Genomic DNA, 15,930 nt, shown 5'->3' with positions numbered 1-15,930 from the left:
TGCTCTAGGTTTCCAAAAGCTTTTGCGCGGCTGCACTTATGCTTGTGCGAGATGGCAGAGTGGCCGCGTAGGCCGGGCCTGTGGCGATAAAGCTATCTTCGGCGGCGATCCGTGCGTGCGGTAGTTTTGTACGCTCCGCAAGCATGGCCATCAAAGCTTCGGATTGGCTTCCTGTACTGCGACATTCATCAACGATCAGAACCCGCTCAACACCGTGAAGAGCCTCCAGAATCCCTTCAACCGGCAAGGGTGCCAGCCAGCGCATATCAATCACCCGCGTCTCAATGCCTTGATTTTGCAGATCGGCTGCGGCTTGTGTGCTAAGATATCGGCCATTGCCATAGGTCAAAATGGCCAATGGGCCAGTTCCTGATACCCCAACGCTTCCCAATTTGATCTGTTGGTCCGGGGCGGGATAGGGGCGCATCCATTCGCCGTCCTTCTCTGCGATGAGATCCCGCATCGGATAAAGAGCAATTGGTTCGACAAATACCACAACACGGTTTTCTTCGCGGGCCAGCCGAACAGATTCGCGCAGCATCATAGCGGCCTCATCCCCGCGTGAAGGACAAGCGATAATCACCCCGGGAATGTCCCTTAAGACTGCCAAAGAATTGTCGTTGTGAAAATGTCCCCCAAACCCTTTTTGATACCCAAGTCCGGCAATCCGAAGGACCATTGGGTTGCAGAACTGTCCGTTGGAAAAAAACGGAAGAGTTGCGGCCTCGCCTCGCAGCTGATCCTCTGCGTTGTGTAGATAGGCTAGGAATTGGATTTCCGGCATTGGAACAAAGCCGTTGTGTGCCATACCAATCGCCAGCCCAAGAATACTTTGCTCATCCAGCAATGTATCGATCATGCGGCCGGGGCCGAACCGTTCGATGAGCTTTTGTGTGACACCATAAACGCCCCCCTTGCGGCCGATATCCTCGCCCATCATGACGATTTCACCATGCTCAAGCATCAGGTCGGTCAGAGCCCAGTTCAGCAGGCGAGACATGGGTTGAGGGCTATTTAACTGTTTGAAATCAAATCCAAAGGTCGCTTGTCGTGTTTCGCGGGATGGGCTGTTGGAAGCGGAGCAGATGCGTTTTGGAGGAATGATTGAGGCCATCACGTCAGACGCTGAATTCAAGCGAGGTCGCTTGACTACTTCGGCCGCGCCCGTGGCACAGCGATCTTCGGTCTCTTGGTAAATGTCCAAAACATCGTCTGCGGTAAAAATACCGTTTTCGATTAATAGACGGGCAGAATGGAGCAGGGGGTCGTCGCCTTCCCAGCCTTCAAAGATCTCTTTTTTGAGGTATGCCAGCTGCAAGTCCGATCCGGCATGGCCGTAGAGACGAACCAGAGAAACATGCAGAAATGCCGGTTTGCGAAACTTGCGCACATAGTCGGCCGCGTCTTTGGCGGCTCGATACGTGTCGAAAATGTCCAAACCATTGGCATGAAAATACTTCAATCCGGGTTTGGCGTTGTAATTTGCTGCGATCCAACCCGTTGGAGTGCGGGTGGAAATTCCAATTCCGTTGTCTTCGCACACAAACAATAGAGGCATTGGCGCTGATTGATAGGACGTCCAACAGGCCGAGTTTATCGCGCCTTGCGCGGTGGAATGATTGGACGAGGCATCGCCAAACGAGCACATCACAATGCCGTCTTTGGCCAATTCTTGATGCTCGGGCGGGTGCCGTTGCGCCAAGCCAATCGAGTAAGCCGCCCCAACGGCTTTGGGTAAATGGCTGGCGATTGTTGAGGTTTGGGGCGGGATTGCCAAGGCCTTCGATCCCAATACCTTGTGACGTCCGCCGCTTATCGGATCTTCAGATGATGATGCGAAGCTTAGCAACATATCACGGGTCGCGTCTGTGCCGGGTACTTGCGTGGACCGCATGGTTTGAAAGGCTCCATCGCGATAGTGCAAAAACGCCATGTCATTGGGTCGCAAGGCCGCGGCAACGGCTGCCATCCCCTCGTGCCCGGATGATCCGATGGTGTAAAAACCTTGCCCTTCGGCCTGCATCTTGCGAGATCGACGGTCAAGGTTGCGGCTCAAGCACTGGGCCCGAAAGATTTCCTTGGCAACTGACGCATCTAGTGGGCCTTGAGCAGGGTGACCCGACGGGAAATCTCCAGCTGCCAATCTTGTTCGAAAAGCCTTATCAACAATATCTGCGCGGTCCATATCGGCCTCTCGAAAGCTGGTGTTTCACCGAAACCTAACGCTCGTTTCATCGCAGGTTTAGTATTCAATGGTGACTAAAAGCATTCCCAAATAGAATGAGTTAGTTTGCTTCCATCTGTGCCTTTAGCCAAGTTTCAAATTTGTTCACGGCATCGCGGGCTTGGCCTGCTGGTCGCACCAAGTAATAGCCGTTCTCTGTCGCCAACTCTGGACCTGGAATTTGAACGAGGTCCCCGTGGGACAATTCATGTGTCACCATGTTGGACGGAACTATTGCGGCACCTAATCCGGCTTTCGCTGCTGTGATCACCATAGAATGCTGGTCAAAATAGGTGCCGTCGCGCCGTTCGCGTATTCCGATCTTGGATTTTTTTACCCAATCCGGCCAAGCGTTCGCCCGGCTGCTGAGGTGCAAAAGCGGCGCTTTTTCCCAGCGGTCCGGGGCGTCGTTATTATAGCTATCGATGACTCCAGGCGCGCAAACTGGGATCATCTGTTCACCAAATAGAAAAGTCATTTTGGTTCCCGGCCAGTTGTCAGTGCCATAATGCACAGCAAGGTCAAAATCGGTGCGTTCAAACTCAAACGGATCCAGTCGGGTGGCGAGGGTGAGTTCGATATCGGGGCAGGCTTGGCTGAACATTGGCAAGCGCGGAATTAGCCACAAATTTGCAAAGGTGGGCAATGTGGCAATCGATATGTGGTCTTTTCCGGCACCGGCGGACGTTGCTTGGCGAAGGGTATCTTGAATTTGCGTAAGATCGCGTGCCAGTCGCCCTGCCAGATTCCGCCCAGCGATGGTCAGGGCAACACCACGCCCGACGCGTTGGAACAGGTCAAACCCCAAATCGGTTTCAAGCTCTTTGATTTTCTTACTTACGGCGCTTTGCGTCATGCCAAGCTCTTCACCGCATGCGGTAAAACTCTGATGTCGGGCCGCGGCCTCGAAACATCGGAGTTGGGTCAATGATGGAAGGCGGTAAGTCATGAGCTTTGCTCAGGTCGTTGTGATTCTAGCCAGTCTCGAAAGTGCTTTAAGGGGCTATATTGAACATGTGCCTTGGGCCACACTAAATAATACATTCCCAACGCGACCGGTGGACATTCAAAGGCCAAAACCAATCGGCCGCTTTCAACTTCTTCCTGAGCGACAAACGTCGGCAGGAGCGCAACGCCAAGTCCATGCACAGCCGCCTGCGCCATTGTTGAGGATTGATCGAATAGGCTGCCCTTTAGCCCCGATACAGGGTGCTGCATGTGTCCAAACCACTGCTCCCAGGAATCAGGGTGCGTTTCGAGATGCAAAAGAGGATGTGCCAGCAGGCCTTTGGCCGTCTTGACAGGATGTTTCATAGACCCTGGTGCACAAACCGGTATGACGTGGTTTGGCAAAAGCTCCAGATAATTCACGTCCGGCCAGTCGCGTTTACCATAATGGATAGCGGCATGAGATGAGCTATTATCGAATGAAAATGGCAACTTATGTGTCTGAAGGTTTATGGAGACATTCGGGTGGTGGTGGTTGAAATCCTTGAGCCTTGGGGCAAGCCAGTGCAATCCAAATGCGGGCAATATCGATAAGTTGAGGCTGCCACCTGCCGGGTTTGCGCGCAATTTGATTGATGCTTGAGACAGTCGTTCAAGCAATAAGCGGGCCTCTTGAACAAACTCTTGCCCCGCAGGGGTCAAGGTCAGTTTCATCTTGTCGCGCGCGATAAGGTGCACCCCCATCTGAGCCTCAAGCTGTTTCAGCTGATGACTGACGGCGCTTTGTGTCAAAGACAAGTCTTTGGCAGCGGCCGAGGCACTGCCAAGGCGTGATACGGCCTCTAGTGCCAAGAGGGAGGAGATAGAGGGTAAAAAGCGACGCTGTGAAATCATAGAAGTAAAGCTCATACTAAAATGAGTTGGTTTCAATAGGAAAAACCACATGCGTTGGGCAAAACCCTTGGACCAAGGCAAAATGATCGCCTTTCATGGGAGCGGCCAGATGACATCCAACATTTCCGATAGCCTTTGGTTCGATACCTGTGCCGAACGGGTGGTTGCCCCGGCCTTAACGGCAGAGGTTTGCACGGATCTTTTGGTCATTGGTGGCGGATATACTGGCTTATCTGCCGCGCTAAAGGCGGCAGAATCAGGTACATCGGTCCGGGTTATTGAGGCCAAAACCTTTGGATTTGGCGGCTCCGGGCGCAACGTTGGCTTGGCCAATGCCGGGTTGTGGCTCCCACCCAATGACATCAATGCGGTCCTTGGTATCGAAGCGGGCGAGCGGCTTACCCGTATTTTAGGCAAGGCCCCCGCAGATGTATTCGATACAATCAGCCGGTACGATATCGCTTGCGAGCCGGTCCAAAACGGAACTTTGCACTGCGCCCATGCGGCATCGGGCATGGTAGAACTAGAAAATCGCTACCAACAGCTCGCGGCTCGTGGGGCCCCTGTGCAAGTGCTTGATCAGGCGCAAGCACAGGCGCGTGTTGGGTCCGATCAAGTCTTTGGGGCTTTGTTCGATCCGCGCGCCGGAACCATCCAGCCGCTGGCCTATGCGGTTGGTTTGGCGCGCGCGGCTCAAAACGCAGGGGCGATTTTGCATGAACGATCTGCGGCTCTCGATATAGAGAAGATCGGGGGAAAATGGCGGGTCCAAACTCCAAAAGGGCGGATCACAGCAGAGGCCCTTGTTGTTGCGACGAATGGTTACGCGATCCCGATCCAAGGGGTGCAAACCCCCAAAATCATTCCGGTCCACTATTTCCAAGCCGCAACTGACCCGCTTACCCCGGATCAGCGTGCCCAAATCTTGCTAAATCAAGAAGGGTGCTGGGACACGGCTATGGTGATGTCGTCTTGGCGTTTGGATGCGTCCGGGCGCATGATCATTGGCGGCATGGGGCAGTTGGGTCACTTCGGACAAGGTGCACATTTGGGGTGGCTTAAGCGCAAATTGGCAAAGATGTTTCCGCTATTGGCCGGCGCGTCGTTGCAGCATACTTGGTTTGGGCGCATTGCCATGACCGAAGAATATCTGCCGAAAATCATACAGTTAGACGATACTGCATTGATCAGTTTTGGCTATTCCGGACGCGGCATCGGCCCTGGCACAGTGTTTGGAGCCGCAATGGCCAAGGCCCTGCTTTCGGGTGATATGTCGGTTCTTCCCCGTGCGCCGACACGCCATCACAACATTCCACACGCCGGGTTACGCCAAGTCTATTACGAAACCGGCGCAACCCTGACCCATCTGGTCAAAGACCGGGTTTAAACTGCGCGGGTTATGCCGCCATCCACTCGAATGTTTTGCCCGGTGATGTAGGCCCCGCCGTCAGACGCCAGAAACGCTACGGTTGCCGCGATTTCATCATAGGAACTGCCATAGCGCCCCATTGGGATCTGGCTGCGGAACTCTTCTTTTTCAGGAAGACTGTCGATGAAGCCGGGCAAGACATTGTTCATGCGAACATTGGCGGCGGCAAACTCATCGGCAAAAAGCTTGGTATAGCTGGCCAATCCGGCGCGCATGACGGCGGATGTTGGGAAAACTGGGCTGGGCTCAAAGGCGGCAAAGGTCGAAATATTGATAATCGCCCCGGATTTTTGCGCGATCATATGGGGTGCGATGATGCGTGTCGCCCGTACCGCGTTTAGGAAATAGACATCCATACCGGTGTGCCATTGCTCATCGGTGATCTCTAAAATTGGCGCACGCGGACCATGTCCGGCGGAGTTGACCAAGACGTCAATCCGGCCCCATGTCTCCATCACGGCATCCGATAGCCGCTGCAAATCATCATTGGACTGGTTAGACCCTGTAATCCCGATCCCACCCAGTTCCTGCGCCAAGGCTTCGCCCTTTCCAGAGGACGACAGGATCGCCACCTTGAACCCATCCGCCGCCAAACGTTTGGCTGAATCCGCGCCCATGCCGCTGCCGCCGGCGGTGATGATGGCTACTTTTTGATCTGACATGGTTGCTTCCTTACATTGGGGTGCCTCCGAAGATGGTCAGGCAATGTAAATTTGACCAATCAGTAATTCTGCCTTAACCCTGTAGAAAATCTACCGACGTAAAGGTCAGAGATGCGCAATCTTCCGCCCCTAAATGCCCTCAAAGCTTTTGAAGCGGCGGGGCGCCATTTGACGTTTCGCCACGCCGCTGATGAACTCGGCGTGACGCAAGGGGCCGTGGCCCAGCACGTACGCGCGCTAGAGGCGCAGTTGCAAGTCAAACTGTTTGACCGACACGCGCGGGGCCTTGGCCTGACGGATGAGGGGCGGCGGTTCTTGCCCTCTATCCAGCGCGCCTTTGATTTGATGGCCGATGCGACCCAAGACCTTGCCCCGCGAGAAGAAGTCGTGACCATCAGCACGACACCATCCTTTGCCACCCGTTGGTTGGTGCCGCGCTTGGGAGACCTATCTTCGGCGCACCCGGAATTGCGAGTGCGCATCGATGCCTCAAACTCCCCCGCGAACTTCCAATCCGACGGGGTGGATATTGCGGTGCGGCAGGGAAAACCGCCTTTCCCCGGTTTGACGTCAACCTTGCTGTTTTCCTCAGATCTGATCGCCGTCTGCCACCCCGATTTTCTACAGGGTCTAATGCCGATCAAGGCTCCCCATGATCTGGATAGATATGTGCTGTTGCAGGATGCGCATGGGCTTTGGCCTTTGTTCTTGCAAAGCGTCTTCACTGATGGGCCCGTGCCAGACATGAAGATGATGAATTTTAACCAAACCTCTCTTGCAATAGATGCGGCAATTGCCGGACAGGGTGTGGCGTTAACCTCTCGCGCTTTTGTGGAAACGGAATTGCGCCAGAACCGCTTGTGCCAACCATTCCCGGATCATCTTGCCATTGAAGATGGCTTTTATGTTGTTTCCCCTCGCAAGCCGCGTCGCCCCAAAGTTGTACGGCAGTTGCATGATTGGCTGACGGCGCAAACCTAAAGAAACGTCCAAAATACCCTTTTAAATAAGGGGTATGAGAGGTGGATGAAATGACGCGGGCTCGCTTTTTCGTGAGTCCCATTGACAATTGTCAAGACGGGACTCAGCACATGGGCGCATCTTCCGCTTGCCTCACCAAGCAAACGGAGAGTGATTATGTCACTTGGAATCACCCAAAAGAAAGTACGCGGCGCGCTAGGGGCAGGTTTTGCCATGATCCTCGGCAGCGTTGCTATGCCCGCATTCGCCGAAGGTCCAACCCTTAGCGAAGAAGCCTTTGAAGCTTCGAAACAACTTTATTTCGAACAGTGCGCGGGTTGCCACGGTGTTCTGCGCAAAGGCGCCACCGGTAAAAGCCTCGAGCCTGTCGTTAAGAAGAAAGCAGCAGACGGCACAGAAACTGTCAGCGGTACGCTGAAACTCGGCCAGGAGCGTCTTGAAAAGATTATCGCCTGGGGTACCGAAGGCGGCATGAACAACTTCTCGGACATCATGACCGAGCAAGAAATCAAAGACATGGCGACCTATATCCAAATGGACCCGCCAAAGCCGCCAGAAATGTCGCTGGCGCAAATGATGGAAACCCGCAAGGTTTACGTCGAAGAAGCTGACTACCCAACCGAGCCTATGCACGGCCGCAACTGGGAAAACTTCTTTGTCGTCATCGAACGTGATGCCGGGAAAGTTGCTGTTGTAGACGGCGACACCAAAGAAGTTCTGGTCCACATCCCAACTGGGTATGCGGTACACGTTCTCAAAGCGTCTGAGCACCATAAAATCGAAGAGCCCGAAAACCCCGGTCGCTTCTGGTACACAATGGGCCGTGACGGCAAAATGACCAAAATCGACCTCTGGCAGACTCCAGACAAGATGTTGGTTTCCGAAGTTAAAATCGCGTATGACGCACGTGATGTGGCCGTATCCGGCGACGGCAAGTACGTCATCGGTGGCGGCTACTGGCCTCCTCACTTTGCGATTGTTGACGCGGTGACAATGGAACCGGTCAAAGTTGTTTCCACACGCGGCGTAAACGTCGACGGTGAGTATGTAGAAGAAGCACGTGTTGCGGCGATCTACACCACACCGAACGAGCCTACTTGGATCGTTGCTGTGAAAGAACTTGGTCAGTTGTGGCAGGTCGATTACTCCGACCTCGACAACCTGAGCATCGACAAAATCGATAGCGCCAAGTTCCTGCACGATGGTTTCTTTGACCCAACAGGTCGTTACTTCCAGATCGCTGCAAACGCATCGAACAAAATGGTTGTTGTCGACACTGAAACCCACAAGCTCGAAGCTATGATCGACGTTGCTGCTCTGCCGCACCCCGGTCCTGGCGCGAACTGGATTGACCCGAACTGTGGCCCCGTTGCTGGCACCACACACTTGGGCGTTGGTACCGTGACCGTTTGGGGCAATGACCCAGCTGGCCACCCAGACAACGCTTGGAAGGTCTGCTACGAGACCGAAACAGACGGCGCTGGCCTGTTTGTTCGGACTCACCCGAACTCTGACTACATCTGGGCTGACCAAACCAAGCACCCAGAGCCAGAGATTCAGCAGTCTGTTCAGGTTATCTCGAAAGAGACTGGTGAAATCGTCAAGACCATCCAGATCACCGAAGACGAAGGCAGCGCCGCTGTTCACTTCGAATTCAACGCGGACGGTACCGAAGTTTGGGTATCCAAGTGGAACCTGTCTGACTCGCTTGAGCCAAACGGTGAGATCGTGATCTTTGACGCCAAGACATTGGAAGAAATTGGCCGCGTAAAAGGGCTCTATGCTCCGACCGGCAAATTCAACGTCTACAACCGTTCCAACCACGTCACCTAAGTGATGGTTTGAAACGACACATAAGGGGCGGGCCATGCGCCTGCCCCTTTTTGCATCCCTAAGCAAATCTGTCGGGCGACTCCGGCAAACAGCTAAAAACGGAGCCAGGACATGACCGATAACGGTCCCGATGAGAAAAAGCCGATCTGGCAACGGTACTTCCTTTTTGGAATGCCTATTGCCGCTGTCGCCGGCGTTTTTGCCGCCGGTATTATCTTCTGGGGCGGGTTCAACACCGCCATGGAAGCCACAAACACCATGCCATTCTGTGTCTCATGTCACGAAATGGGCGATTACGTTTACACCGAATACGAAGGCACGATTCACGATGTGAACCGGTCCGGGGTTGGGGCCGTGTGTTCCGACTGTCACGTGCCCAAGGACTGGACCCACAAGATCATTCGCAAGATCAAAGCGTCTCGCGAAGTCTGGGGCAAGTTGACCGGGACCATTTCGACCCCAGAAAAGTTTGACGCCAAGCGTTTGCATCTGGCGATGAACGAATGGGAGCGGATGAAAAAGACAGATTCGATTGAATGCCGCAACTGTCACGACTTCCAGTCAATGATGCCGGAGTTCCAAAAACCGCGCGCGCGTCAGCAACACTTGAACGCCATGAAAACAGGTCAGACCTGTATCGATTGCCACAAGGGTATTGCGCACCTCGACCTGCGTGATCGTGCCGATGAAGAATATCTCGCGACGCTCGAAGCGCCAAATCCGAAGTTTATCCGTGAAGTCCCGCAGGCCTATCTAGATAGCCTCGCGCGCGTTGAGGCCAAAGAGGCCGAAGATGCAGCGGCTGCCAAAGCGGCAAAAGAAGCGGATCGTGCCAAACTGCTGGCCGCGGTTGAAGCCGCCCGTGCAGATGAGCGCGCCGTTGTTGAGGCTGAAATGGCCGGCAAGGTGGACGAATCCGCCGCCGCTGGCCCAGGTATCGGTGCTGACCTTGATTGGGGTGCTGCCGGTTCAACCGACATGACTCTGTTCTACCCGGGCCAAGCTTCGTTTGAATGGGTTCAAAACGGCAAAACCCACGGCGGCGCACGTCCGTTGACCAAAGGCGGCGATGCCTGCACCACCTGTCACGCGGCTGAACTGGACGCGATCGGCAACAAAATCGTTGCAGGTGGCGGTGGCAAAAAGGATGAGCTTGAGCCAACCCCGATTCCGGGCAAACGCGGCACCATCCCGGCCACAATCCAAGCCACCCATGATGGCGAAAACGTCTTTTTCCGCTTGCAGTGGGAAGATGGCGGTCACAATCCTGCACCCTTCGTTGAAGGTGGCAAAATGGACCCCGACAACCAGATCAAAGTGGCGATGATGATCACCGGCACAGGTATCGAAATGGGTGAACAAGTGGGCTGCTGGGCGACCTGTCACGCCGACAACACCTATATGCCAACCGATCCGGGTGCCGAGGCGATTGCCGCCAATGCCGACGTCGCTGCTCAGTTGCAGGCCACTGGTACAATCACCAAGTACCTGCCCGAAAGCCGGACAGAGATGGAGATCAAGGGCCGTCGTGGCGCTATTCTTGGTGGTTGGGACAAAATGCAAACCGCCGAGGCGATTGAACAATACCTTAAGGACGGGACGTTCATGGATCTGATGCGTGTCTATGCGGATGGGTCTTCGGCCAACGGTTACCTTCTCGAACGTCGTGTTCAAAACGAAGGTGACATGGCTGCCGAGGCCTCGCTTGGTGCCGACGGCATGTGGACCGTTACCTTCTCTCGGAAACTGGCGTCTGACGCGCCGGGTGATATTCCGCTGGAAGCTGGCAAAACCTATACCGTTGGTTTTGCGATCCACGATGACTTTGCGTCGGCACGTTTCCACCACGTGACGCTGAACACCAGCCTCGCACTGGACAACGCGGATGCGATGATCAACGTTGTAGGTCAATAAAACATCTGCTGCGGCTGGTACCTCCGGCCGCAGCACCCTTTGACTTCGAACCGGGGGCCCTGATGAAACCTTTTGCTATTTCTGTACTTGCTGTGGCTGCGCTGGGCGCGGCCGTTCCTGTTTTTGCACGCGGGTCCAAAGACCCGGCTGTGATCTGTGCCGAAGCCGAGGAACGCTATGTCGACATGTTCGGCGCACCCTCGGCCGAAGCCGACGGGGTGACTGTTGTCACCATGTACAAATACAATTTCTGCCCCGCGCAAATCACTGTGCCGGTTGGCACCACCGTACGATGGGTCAATGTCGACAAACGCACCAGCCATAGCGTTCAGGTCGGAAGCAATCCAGAATCCGACCGCGCCTTTCCCGAAGAACATATCGAGTTCACCTTCCTCGTTCCCGGCGACCAAGACTACCTCTGCGGCCCCCATTGGGAGACGCAAAAGATGATCGGGATGGTAACGGTTGAGGAGTGAAGACAAGAACGTACCGACGGTCTCGACCGCAATCTCGCGAATGATGTCAGCTTTGTAGGCCCTTGGTCACCGCCATGGGAAGGTTCTGAGCCTCGCTCCATTGTCGTGGCGATTGCCCGTACATGCGTTTGAATTCCCTGCTGAACTGAGAGGGGCTGACATATCCAACATCCAGCGCCGCTTCGTTGACCGTCATACCTACGGCGATTTTCATCGCGGCGTTGTTCAGACGCATCGACTTTACGAATTGGATCGGTGCCATCGTGGTCGCTTGCTTGAATTTCCGGTGAAACACGGCCCGGCTCATACCGGCGCGGGATGCCATGTCATCAATTGAAATAGGTGCGTCCAGTTGGGCTGAAATATAAGCGATAGAACGGGCAATGGCGTTGCCAGCGCCGAAGGCCTGACGCGCAAAAATCCCGGCCTCGCCTTTCAAAATTGCATAATACAACTCTCGCAATCGCGCGTCTCCAAGGACGGCGGAATCAGTCGCATTCGACCCAAGGCTTAGCAAACGAAGCAAGGCTTCGGTAAACGTTTCCTCCCACCGGGCCAGCCGAATACCGTGAGCGCGCAGGTCACCCTTGCCCACGGGCAGCACCCCTCCGGCGTTTTCCATATCCATCGCCAGTGCCGTCATCACCTGCTGATCGAGCGAGATGAAAACGCCGTAAAGTGGGTTATCGGGGGATGCAGTCGGCGTGCCCGCCTTGACGGGCATTGACATTGGGCAGCATAGGTATTGGCTGTTGTCATAGACATATCGTTGGCCATCCAAAACGGCTTCTTTGGCCCCGCTGACAATGGCGACAACGCAGGGTTCGTAGACAGCCGGTACGCAGGGTATTGATTGTGTTGCCCGAAATAGACGCACCCCTTTTACACCGGTTTCCGTCAGGCCGTCATTGTCGGTGCGGGCGGCTATTAGTTGCTTGATCTGTTCTTTGCTCATGGGGGCAATCTAGAACGTGCCGCTAAGCTCTCGCAACCTCGTTGAGACAAATAGGCAAGTAAAAGCGAGCATCCGGCCTATTTTGGTGTGGATGTGAGAGTTACGTACATCTCAGCGCCGTAGCGGATTAAGCAAGATTAGAAGACTTGCGACACAAGGGGAACGACAATGTCAGACAAAACTTTTGGCCCATTGGGTTGGACGCCAGAGCGACTTGGCTCACTCAAGGGCAAAACCTTTGTCATCACCGGGGGCAACGCCGGGGCTGGTTTTCAAGCGTCCCGCATTCTTTTGTCCAAAGGGGCGAAAGTGGTGATGTTGAACCGCAGCGCAGAGAAATCTAACGCGGCACTCAAAGACCTGAAGCAAGAGTTCGGCGCTGACGCCGATGTCAGTTTTGTGCGCATGGACCTTTCTGAACTCGCAAGCGTGCGTGCCGCAGCGGATGAGGTGCTGGCAACAACCCCTCGCATCGACGCCTTGGTCTGTAACGCGGCAATCGCTCAGGTGCCGGAACAAAAGCTAACCGTCGATGGCTTTGAAAGCCAACTTGGCACCAACCACTACGGGCACTTCGTTCTTTGTGGGATGCTGTTTAAGCGCATCGAAGAAACGCAAGGCCGGATCGTCGTTGTCGCAAGCCTTGGTTACAACATGGGGATCAAGACGATTCAGTTCGACGATATGAATTGGGACAAAAACTACAGCGCCAACCCGGTTTATAGTCAATCCAAGCTGGCGCAGATGATGTTTGCCTATGAGCTGCAAGATCGCATCAAGGCCGAAGGCAGGACGGTGGAAGTCTATGTGTGCCATCCCGGTTCTTCTGCAACATCGCTGATCAGCACAAGCGGTGGGTTTCTGACCCGTGTTGTGTGGTGGCTGATGACAAAGTCACCGATGGTTCAAACGGCTGAAAAGGGCGCGTACCCGGAAGTTATGTGTGCAACTGAAAGCGGTCTGGAACAGCGGGCGCTCTATGGCCCGACGGGCCGTATGGAGTTTGTCGGGCCCGTTGGTAAGGGTACCTTGCATCCGCATGCCTACGACAAAACTGTTATGTCAAAACTCTGGGATGTGTCTGAAAATGCGACGGGGTTTAGGTGGAGCGTTTGAAATAGGCGCAAAAAGGGCGCGCGCTGCTCTTCGGGATAGGACCAAAGGTAGCTGAGTTTTCTGGCTCTTGTGGCGTACTTCAAAAACCAGCGGACTAAACCTAAACTCCTCCCTGCTTAACTTTTGTCAAGGTAAAGCTGTCTCTGCTGCCCCACTTTAAACCTCATATATCGGACCGAGCTTCACCCGCCGACCGACGTACGAATCGACATGGTCGCCATGTTCGACGGTGGGTGCCGCTTGGCCATTAGCCATCCTTTGGACGAGCGAGACGACATATGACCGGCAAAGTATCCCTGATAGGCGCAGGCCCCGGAGACCCCGAACTGCTGACCCTAAAAGCCGAGCGCCTTTTGCGTGAGGCGACATGCGTTGTTTATGACCGGCTTGTGTCGGATGAAATCATCGCCATGGCCAACCCGGATGCGAAGATGGTGTTTGTCGGTAAGATGCCGCAATGCCACGCCGTTACCCAAGATCGCATCAACGAGATTCTCGTCGAAGAGGCCCAAGCCGGACATCGGGTTGCCCGCCTCAAAGGCGGTGATCCTTTGATCTTTGGCCGTGGATCCGAGGAGGCGGCGATTTTGCAAGCCCAAGGGATTGAGATCGAATACGTGCCGGGGATCACGGCGGCGCAAGGGGCGTCGTCTATCACTGGTGTGCCGCTGACCCATCGCGGGCTGGCCACCGGCGTACAATATGTCACCGGCCATCGTCAGGCGGACAAGCATCTAGACCTCGATTGGAAGCGGCTCGCCAACCCTGATACGACGCTGGTGGTTTACATGGGTGTTGCAAATATTGGTCAGATTGCTGTTGGCCTGATGACCGAAGGCCTACCGGGATCGACCCCGGTTATGGCAATTTCCAAAGCCACAAGCGTTGATGAGCGTCGCATGGTGTCCTCCCTCGCCAATATCGCCGCCGATGCCCGCGATGCCGGGCTGAAACCCCCAACATTGTTTATCATCGGCAAGGTTGTGTCGCTTTATGGCGCGCAAGGGTTGCCGTTGGAAAACGAGGCGGCGGAGGTCGCCGCACATGGCTAAGCTTCTGAGCATACTCATACTTCTGGCAACGCCGGTGTTGGCCGATCCCATTGATCCGGTAGCGCTAGAGCGTTTTGTGATCCAAGACTGCGGTTCGTGTCATGGCCTGACGCTCAAAGGCGGGCTCGGCCCCGACATCCGCCCGCAAACAATAGAACACTACGATATCGACGTTCTCCAAGACGTCATTCTTGACGGCGTTCCTGGCACCCCGATGCCGCCTTGGCGCCCCCTTTTGACCGAGGCCGAAGCGGCCTGGATTGCTGAATATCTTCTCAAAGGAGAAGCCCCGTGAGACTTCTAAACACCGTTTGCGCCCTTGCTTTGGCGCTGGGCACTGCTGTGTCCGCTGAAACAATCGCCACTGGCGATCTTGGCCTGATCATCGAACGCGCCACCGGCTCTGTTTTGTTGGTCGACCAATCCGAACGCGCCTCTTTGGAACGCATCGAGGGGCTTGGCGATCTCTCTCATGCCAGCCTCGTCTACTCCTCTGACGAACGTTTTGCCTATGTCTTTGGCCGTGATGGCGGATTGACCAAGGTCGATATTGTCGAGCGCAAGATCGCAAACCGTGTGGTCCAGGCTGGCAATTCCATCGGCGGCGCGATTTCCGATGACGGGAAGTTGGTCGCCGTCTCCAATTATGAACCCGGCGGCGTGCGCATTTTTGATGCCGACACGCTGGCATTGGTCGCCGATATTCCGACCGATAGTAAAACCATCGGATTGGTTGACGCACCCGGCTCTAAGTTCGTCTTTACCATGTGGGATACCGGCGAAACTTGGATCGCAGACATGTCGTCGGGAACGGCGGACATCACCAAGATCCCCGATATGGGCGATCGCCCTTATGATGCCTTAGTGACCGCTAATGGCCGCACCTACATCACCGGATTGTTTGGCGAAGACGGGCTAACCGCACTGGACCTTTGGGCCGAAAAACCGGAGCCGATCCGGGTGTTGCCCAACTATGGTCGCGGGCAAGAAGAAATGCCGGTCTACAAGATGCCCCATCTCGAAGGTTGGGCGCATACCGGCGGCGAATTTGTCCTGCCTGCGGTGGGTCATCACGAAGTGCTATGGATCGATTCCGACACATTGCAAGAAACCGGGCGCACCAAAACCTATGGCCAACCGGTTTTCGCCATGGCGCGCCCAGATGGGCGGCAGGTTTGGGTCAACTTTGCTCACCCGCATAACGATACCATTCAGGTTATCGACACTGTGACCAAACAGGTCGTGCACGAATTCAAACCCGGTCCGGCGGTTCTCCATATGGAGTTCACCCCGCGTGGTCACGAGGTTTGGCTAAGCGTACGGGATGCCGGAAAAGTGGCGATCTATGACACCCAAAGTTTTGAGAAGATGGGTGAATTTGAAGCTGATAGCCCCTCGGGAATCTTCTTTACCGCGCGTGCGCATCGCACCGGTCTTTAAAGGGAT

At 55.0% G+C, this 15,930-nt stretch carries 14 protein-coding genes; 9 read left to right on the top strand and 5 right to left on the bottom strand.

Annotated elements, in window-relative coordinates; translation table 11 throughout:
- Nucleotides 1–4: 4 nt before the first annotated feature.
- The 3 genes from Q1A43_RS14305 to Q1A43_RS14295 all read right to left on the bottom strand — a co-directional run bounded on the left by Q1A43_RS14305 (nucleotide 5) and on the right by Q1A43_RS14295 (nucleotide 4,081).
- Nucleotides 5–2,185, bottom strand: coding sequence for a thiamine pyrophosphate-dependent enzyme (locus Q1A43_RS14305; RefSeq protein WP_299936269.1), 2,181 nt, complete (start codon nucleotides 2,183–2,185; stop codon nucleotides 5–7).
- A 100-nt stretch (nucleotides 2,186–2,285) separates the two neighbouring features.
- Nucleotides 2,286–3,173 carry a LysR substrate-binding domain-containing protein gene (locus Q1A43_RS14300; protein ID WP_299936266.1) on the bottom strand — a complete coding sequence of 296 codons (888 nt, stop codon included), beginning with the start codon at nucleotides 3,171–3,173 and terminating at the stop codon, nucleotides 2,286–2,288.
- Nucleotides 3,170–4,081 carry a LysR substrate-binding domain-containing protein gene (locus Q1A43_RS14295; protein ID WP_299936263.1) on the bottom strand — a complete coding sequence of 304 codons (912 nt, stop codon included), beginning with the start codon at nucleotides 4,079–4,081 and terminating at the stop codon, nucleotides 3,170–3,172. The genes Q1A43_RS14300 and Q1A43_RS14295 overlap by 4 nt, the downstream gene beginning before the upstream one ends.
- A gap of 34 nt (nucleotides 4,082–4,115) precedes the next feature.
- Between Q1A43_RS14295 and Q1A43_RS14290 the strand changes: the two genes are divergently transcribed.
- Nucleotides 4,116–5,453, top strand: a complete 1,338-nt coding sequence (locus Q1A43_RS14290) for an FAD-binding oxidoreductase (RefSeq protein WP_366944267.1) — start codon at nucleotides 4,116–4,118, stop codon at nucleotides 5,451–5,453.
- On the opposite strand, the gene Q1A43_RS14285 is transcribed toward Q1A43_RS14290, so the two are convergent.
- Nucleotides 5,450–6,157, bottom strand: a complete 708-nt coding sequence (locus Q1A43_RS14285; RefSeq protein ID WP_299936260.1) for an SDR family oxidoreductase — start codon at nucleotides 6,155–6,157, stop codon at nucleotides 5,450–5,452. The two genes, Q1A43_RS14290 and Q1A43_RS14285, sit on opposite strands and share 4 nt — an antisense overlap.
- Before the next feature lie 111 nt (nucleotides 6,158–6,268).
- Between Q1A43_RS14285 and Q1A43_RS14280 the strand changes: the two genes are divergently transcribed.
- From Q1A43_RS14280 to Q1A43_RS14265, 4 genes are all read left to right on the top strand, one after another.
- Nucleotides 6,269–7,138, top strand: coding sequence for a LysR substrate-binding domain-containing protein (locus Q1A43_RS14280; RefSeq protein WP_299922040.1), 870 nt, complete (start codon nucleotides 6,269–6,271; stop codon nucleotides 7,136–7,138).
- 156 nt (nucleotides 7,139–7,294) lie between these two features.
- Complete coding sequence (locus tag Q1A43_RS14275) at nucleotides 7,295–8,971, top strand: cytochrome D1 domain-containing protein (RefSeq protein WP_299921787.1); 1,677 nt, start codon at nucleotides 7,295–7,297, stop codon at nucleotides 8,969–8,971.
- Nucleotides 8,972–9,082: 111 nt separating this feature from the next.
- A complete protein-coding gene (locus tag Q1A43_RS14270) occupies nucleotides 9,083–10,885 on the top strand; it encodes a NapC/NirT family cytochrome c (RefSeq protein WP_299936258.1) in 1,803 nt (600 codons plus the stop codon).
- 62 nt (nucleotides 10,886–10,947) lie between these two features.
- Complete coding sequence (locus Q1A43_RS14265) at nucleotides 10,948–11,361, top strand: plastocyanin/azurin family copper-binding protein (RefSeq protein ID WP_299936256.1); 414 nt, start codon at nucleotides 10,948–10,950, stop codon at nucleotides 11,359–11,361.
- A gap of 46 nt (nucleotides 11,362–11,407) precedes the next feature.
- On the opposite strand, the gene Q1A43_RS14260 is transcribed toward Q1A43_RS14265, so the two are convergent.
- Complete coding sequence (locus tag Q1A43_RS14260; RefSeq protein WP_299936253.1) at nucleotides 11,408–12,316, bottom strand: AraC family transcriptional regulator; 909 nt, start codon at nucleotides 12,314–12,316, stop codon at nucleotides 11,408–11,410.
- A gap of 168 nt (nucleotides 12,317–12,484) precedes the next feature.
- On the opposite strand from Q1A43_RS14260, the gene Q1A43_RS14255 reads away from it, so the two are divergent.
- From Q1A43_RS14255 to Q1A43_RS14240, 4 genes are all read left to right on the top strand, one after another.
- The gene (locus tag Q1A43_RS14255) at nucleotides 12,485–13,432 is read left to right on the top strand and encodes an SDR family oxidoreductase (RefSeq protein WP_299936250.1); all 948 of its coding nucleotides are present in this window, start codon (nucleotides 12,485–12,487) and stop codon (nucleotides 13,430–13,432) included.
- A 278-nt stretch (nucleotides 13,433–13,710) separates the two neighbouring features.
- The gene (gene cobA / locus Q1A43_RS14250; RefSeq protein ID WP_299936248.1) at nucleotides 13,711–14,484 is read left to right on the top strand and encodes a uroporphyrinogen-III C-methyltransferase; all 774 of its coding nucleotides are present in this window, start codon (nucleotides 13,711–13,713) and stop codon (nucleotides 14,482–14,484) included.
- Nucleotides 14,477–14,779: a cytochrome c gene (locus Q1A43_RS14245; RefSeq protein WP_299921781.1), complete on the top strand. Its 303-nt coding sequence runs from the start codon at nucleotides 14,477–14,479 to the stop codon at nucleotides 14,777–14,779. The genes cobA and Q1A43_RS14245 overlap by 8 nt, the downstream gene beginning before the upstream one ends.
- Complete coding sequence (locus Q1A43_RS14240) at nucleotides 14,776–15,924, top strand: cytochrome D1 domain-containing protein (RefSeq protein WP_299936245.1); 1,149 nt, start codon at nucleotides 14,776–14,778, stop codon at nucleotides 15,922–15,924. Before Q1A43_RS14245 ends, Q1A43_RS14240 begins: the two co-directional genes overlap by 4 nt.
- Nucleotides 15,925–15,930 lie beyond the last annotated feature (6 nt).

Source organism: uncultured Pelagimonas sp. (assembly GCF_947498515.1).
Classification (GTDB): Bacteria; Pseudomonadota; Alphaproteobacteria; order Rhodobacterales; family Rhodobacteraceae; genus Pelagimonas.
The sequence above is the reverse complement of the archived record's forward strand: the minus strand, read 5'-3'. Positions and strand labels throughout refer to the sequence as shown.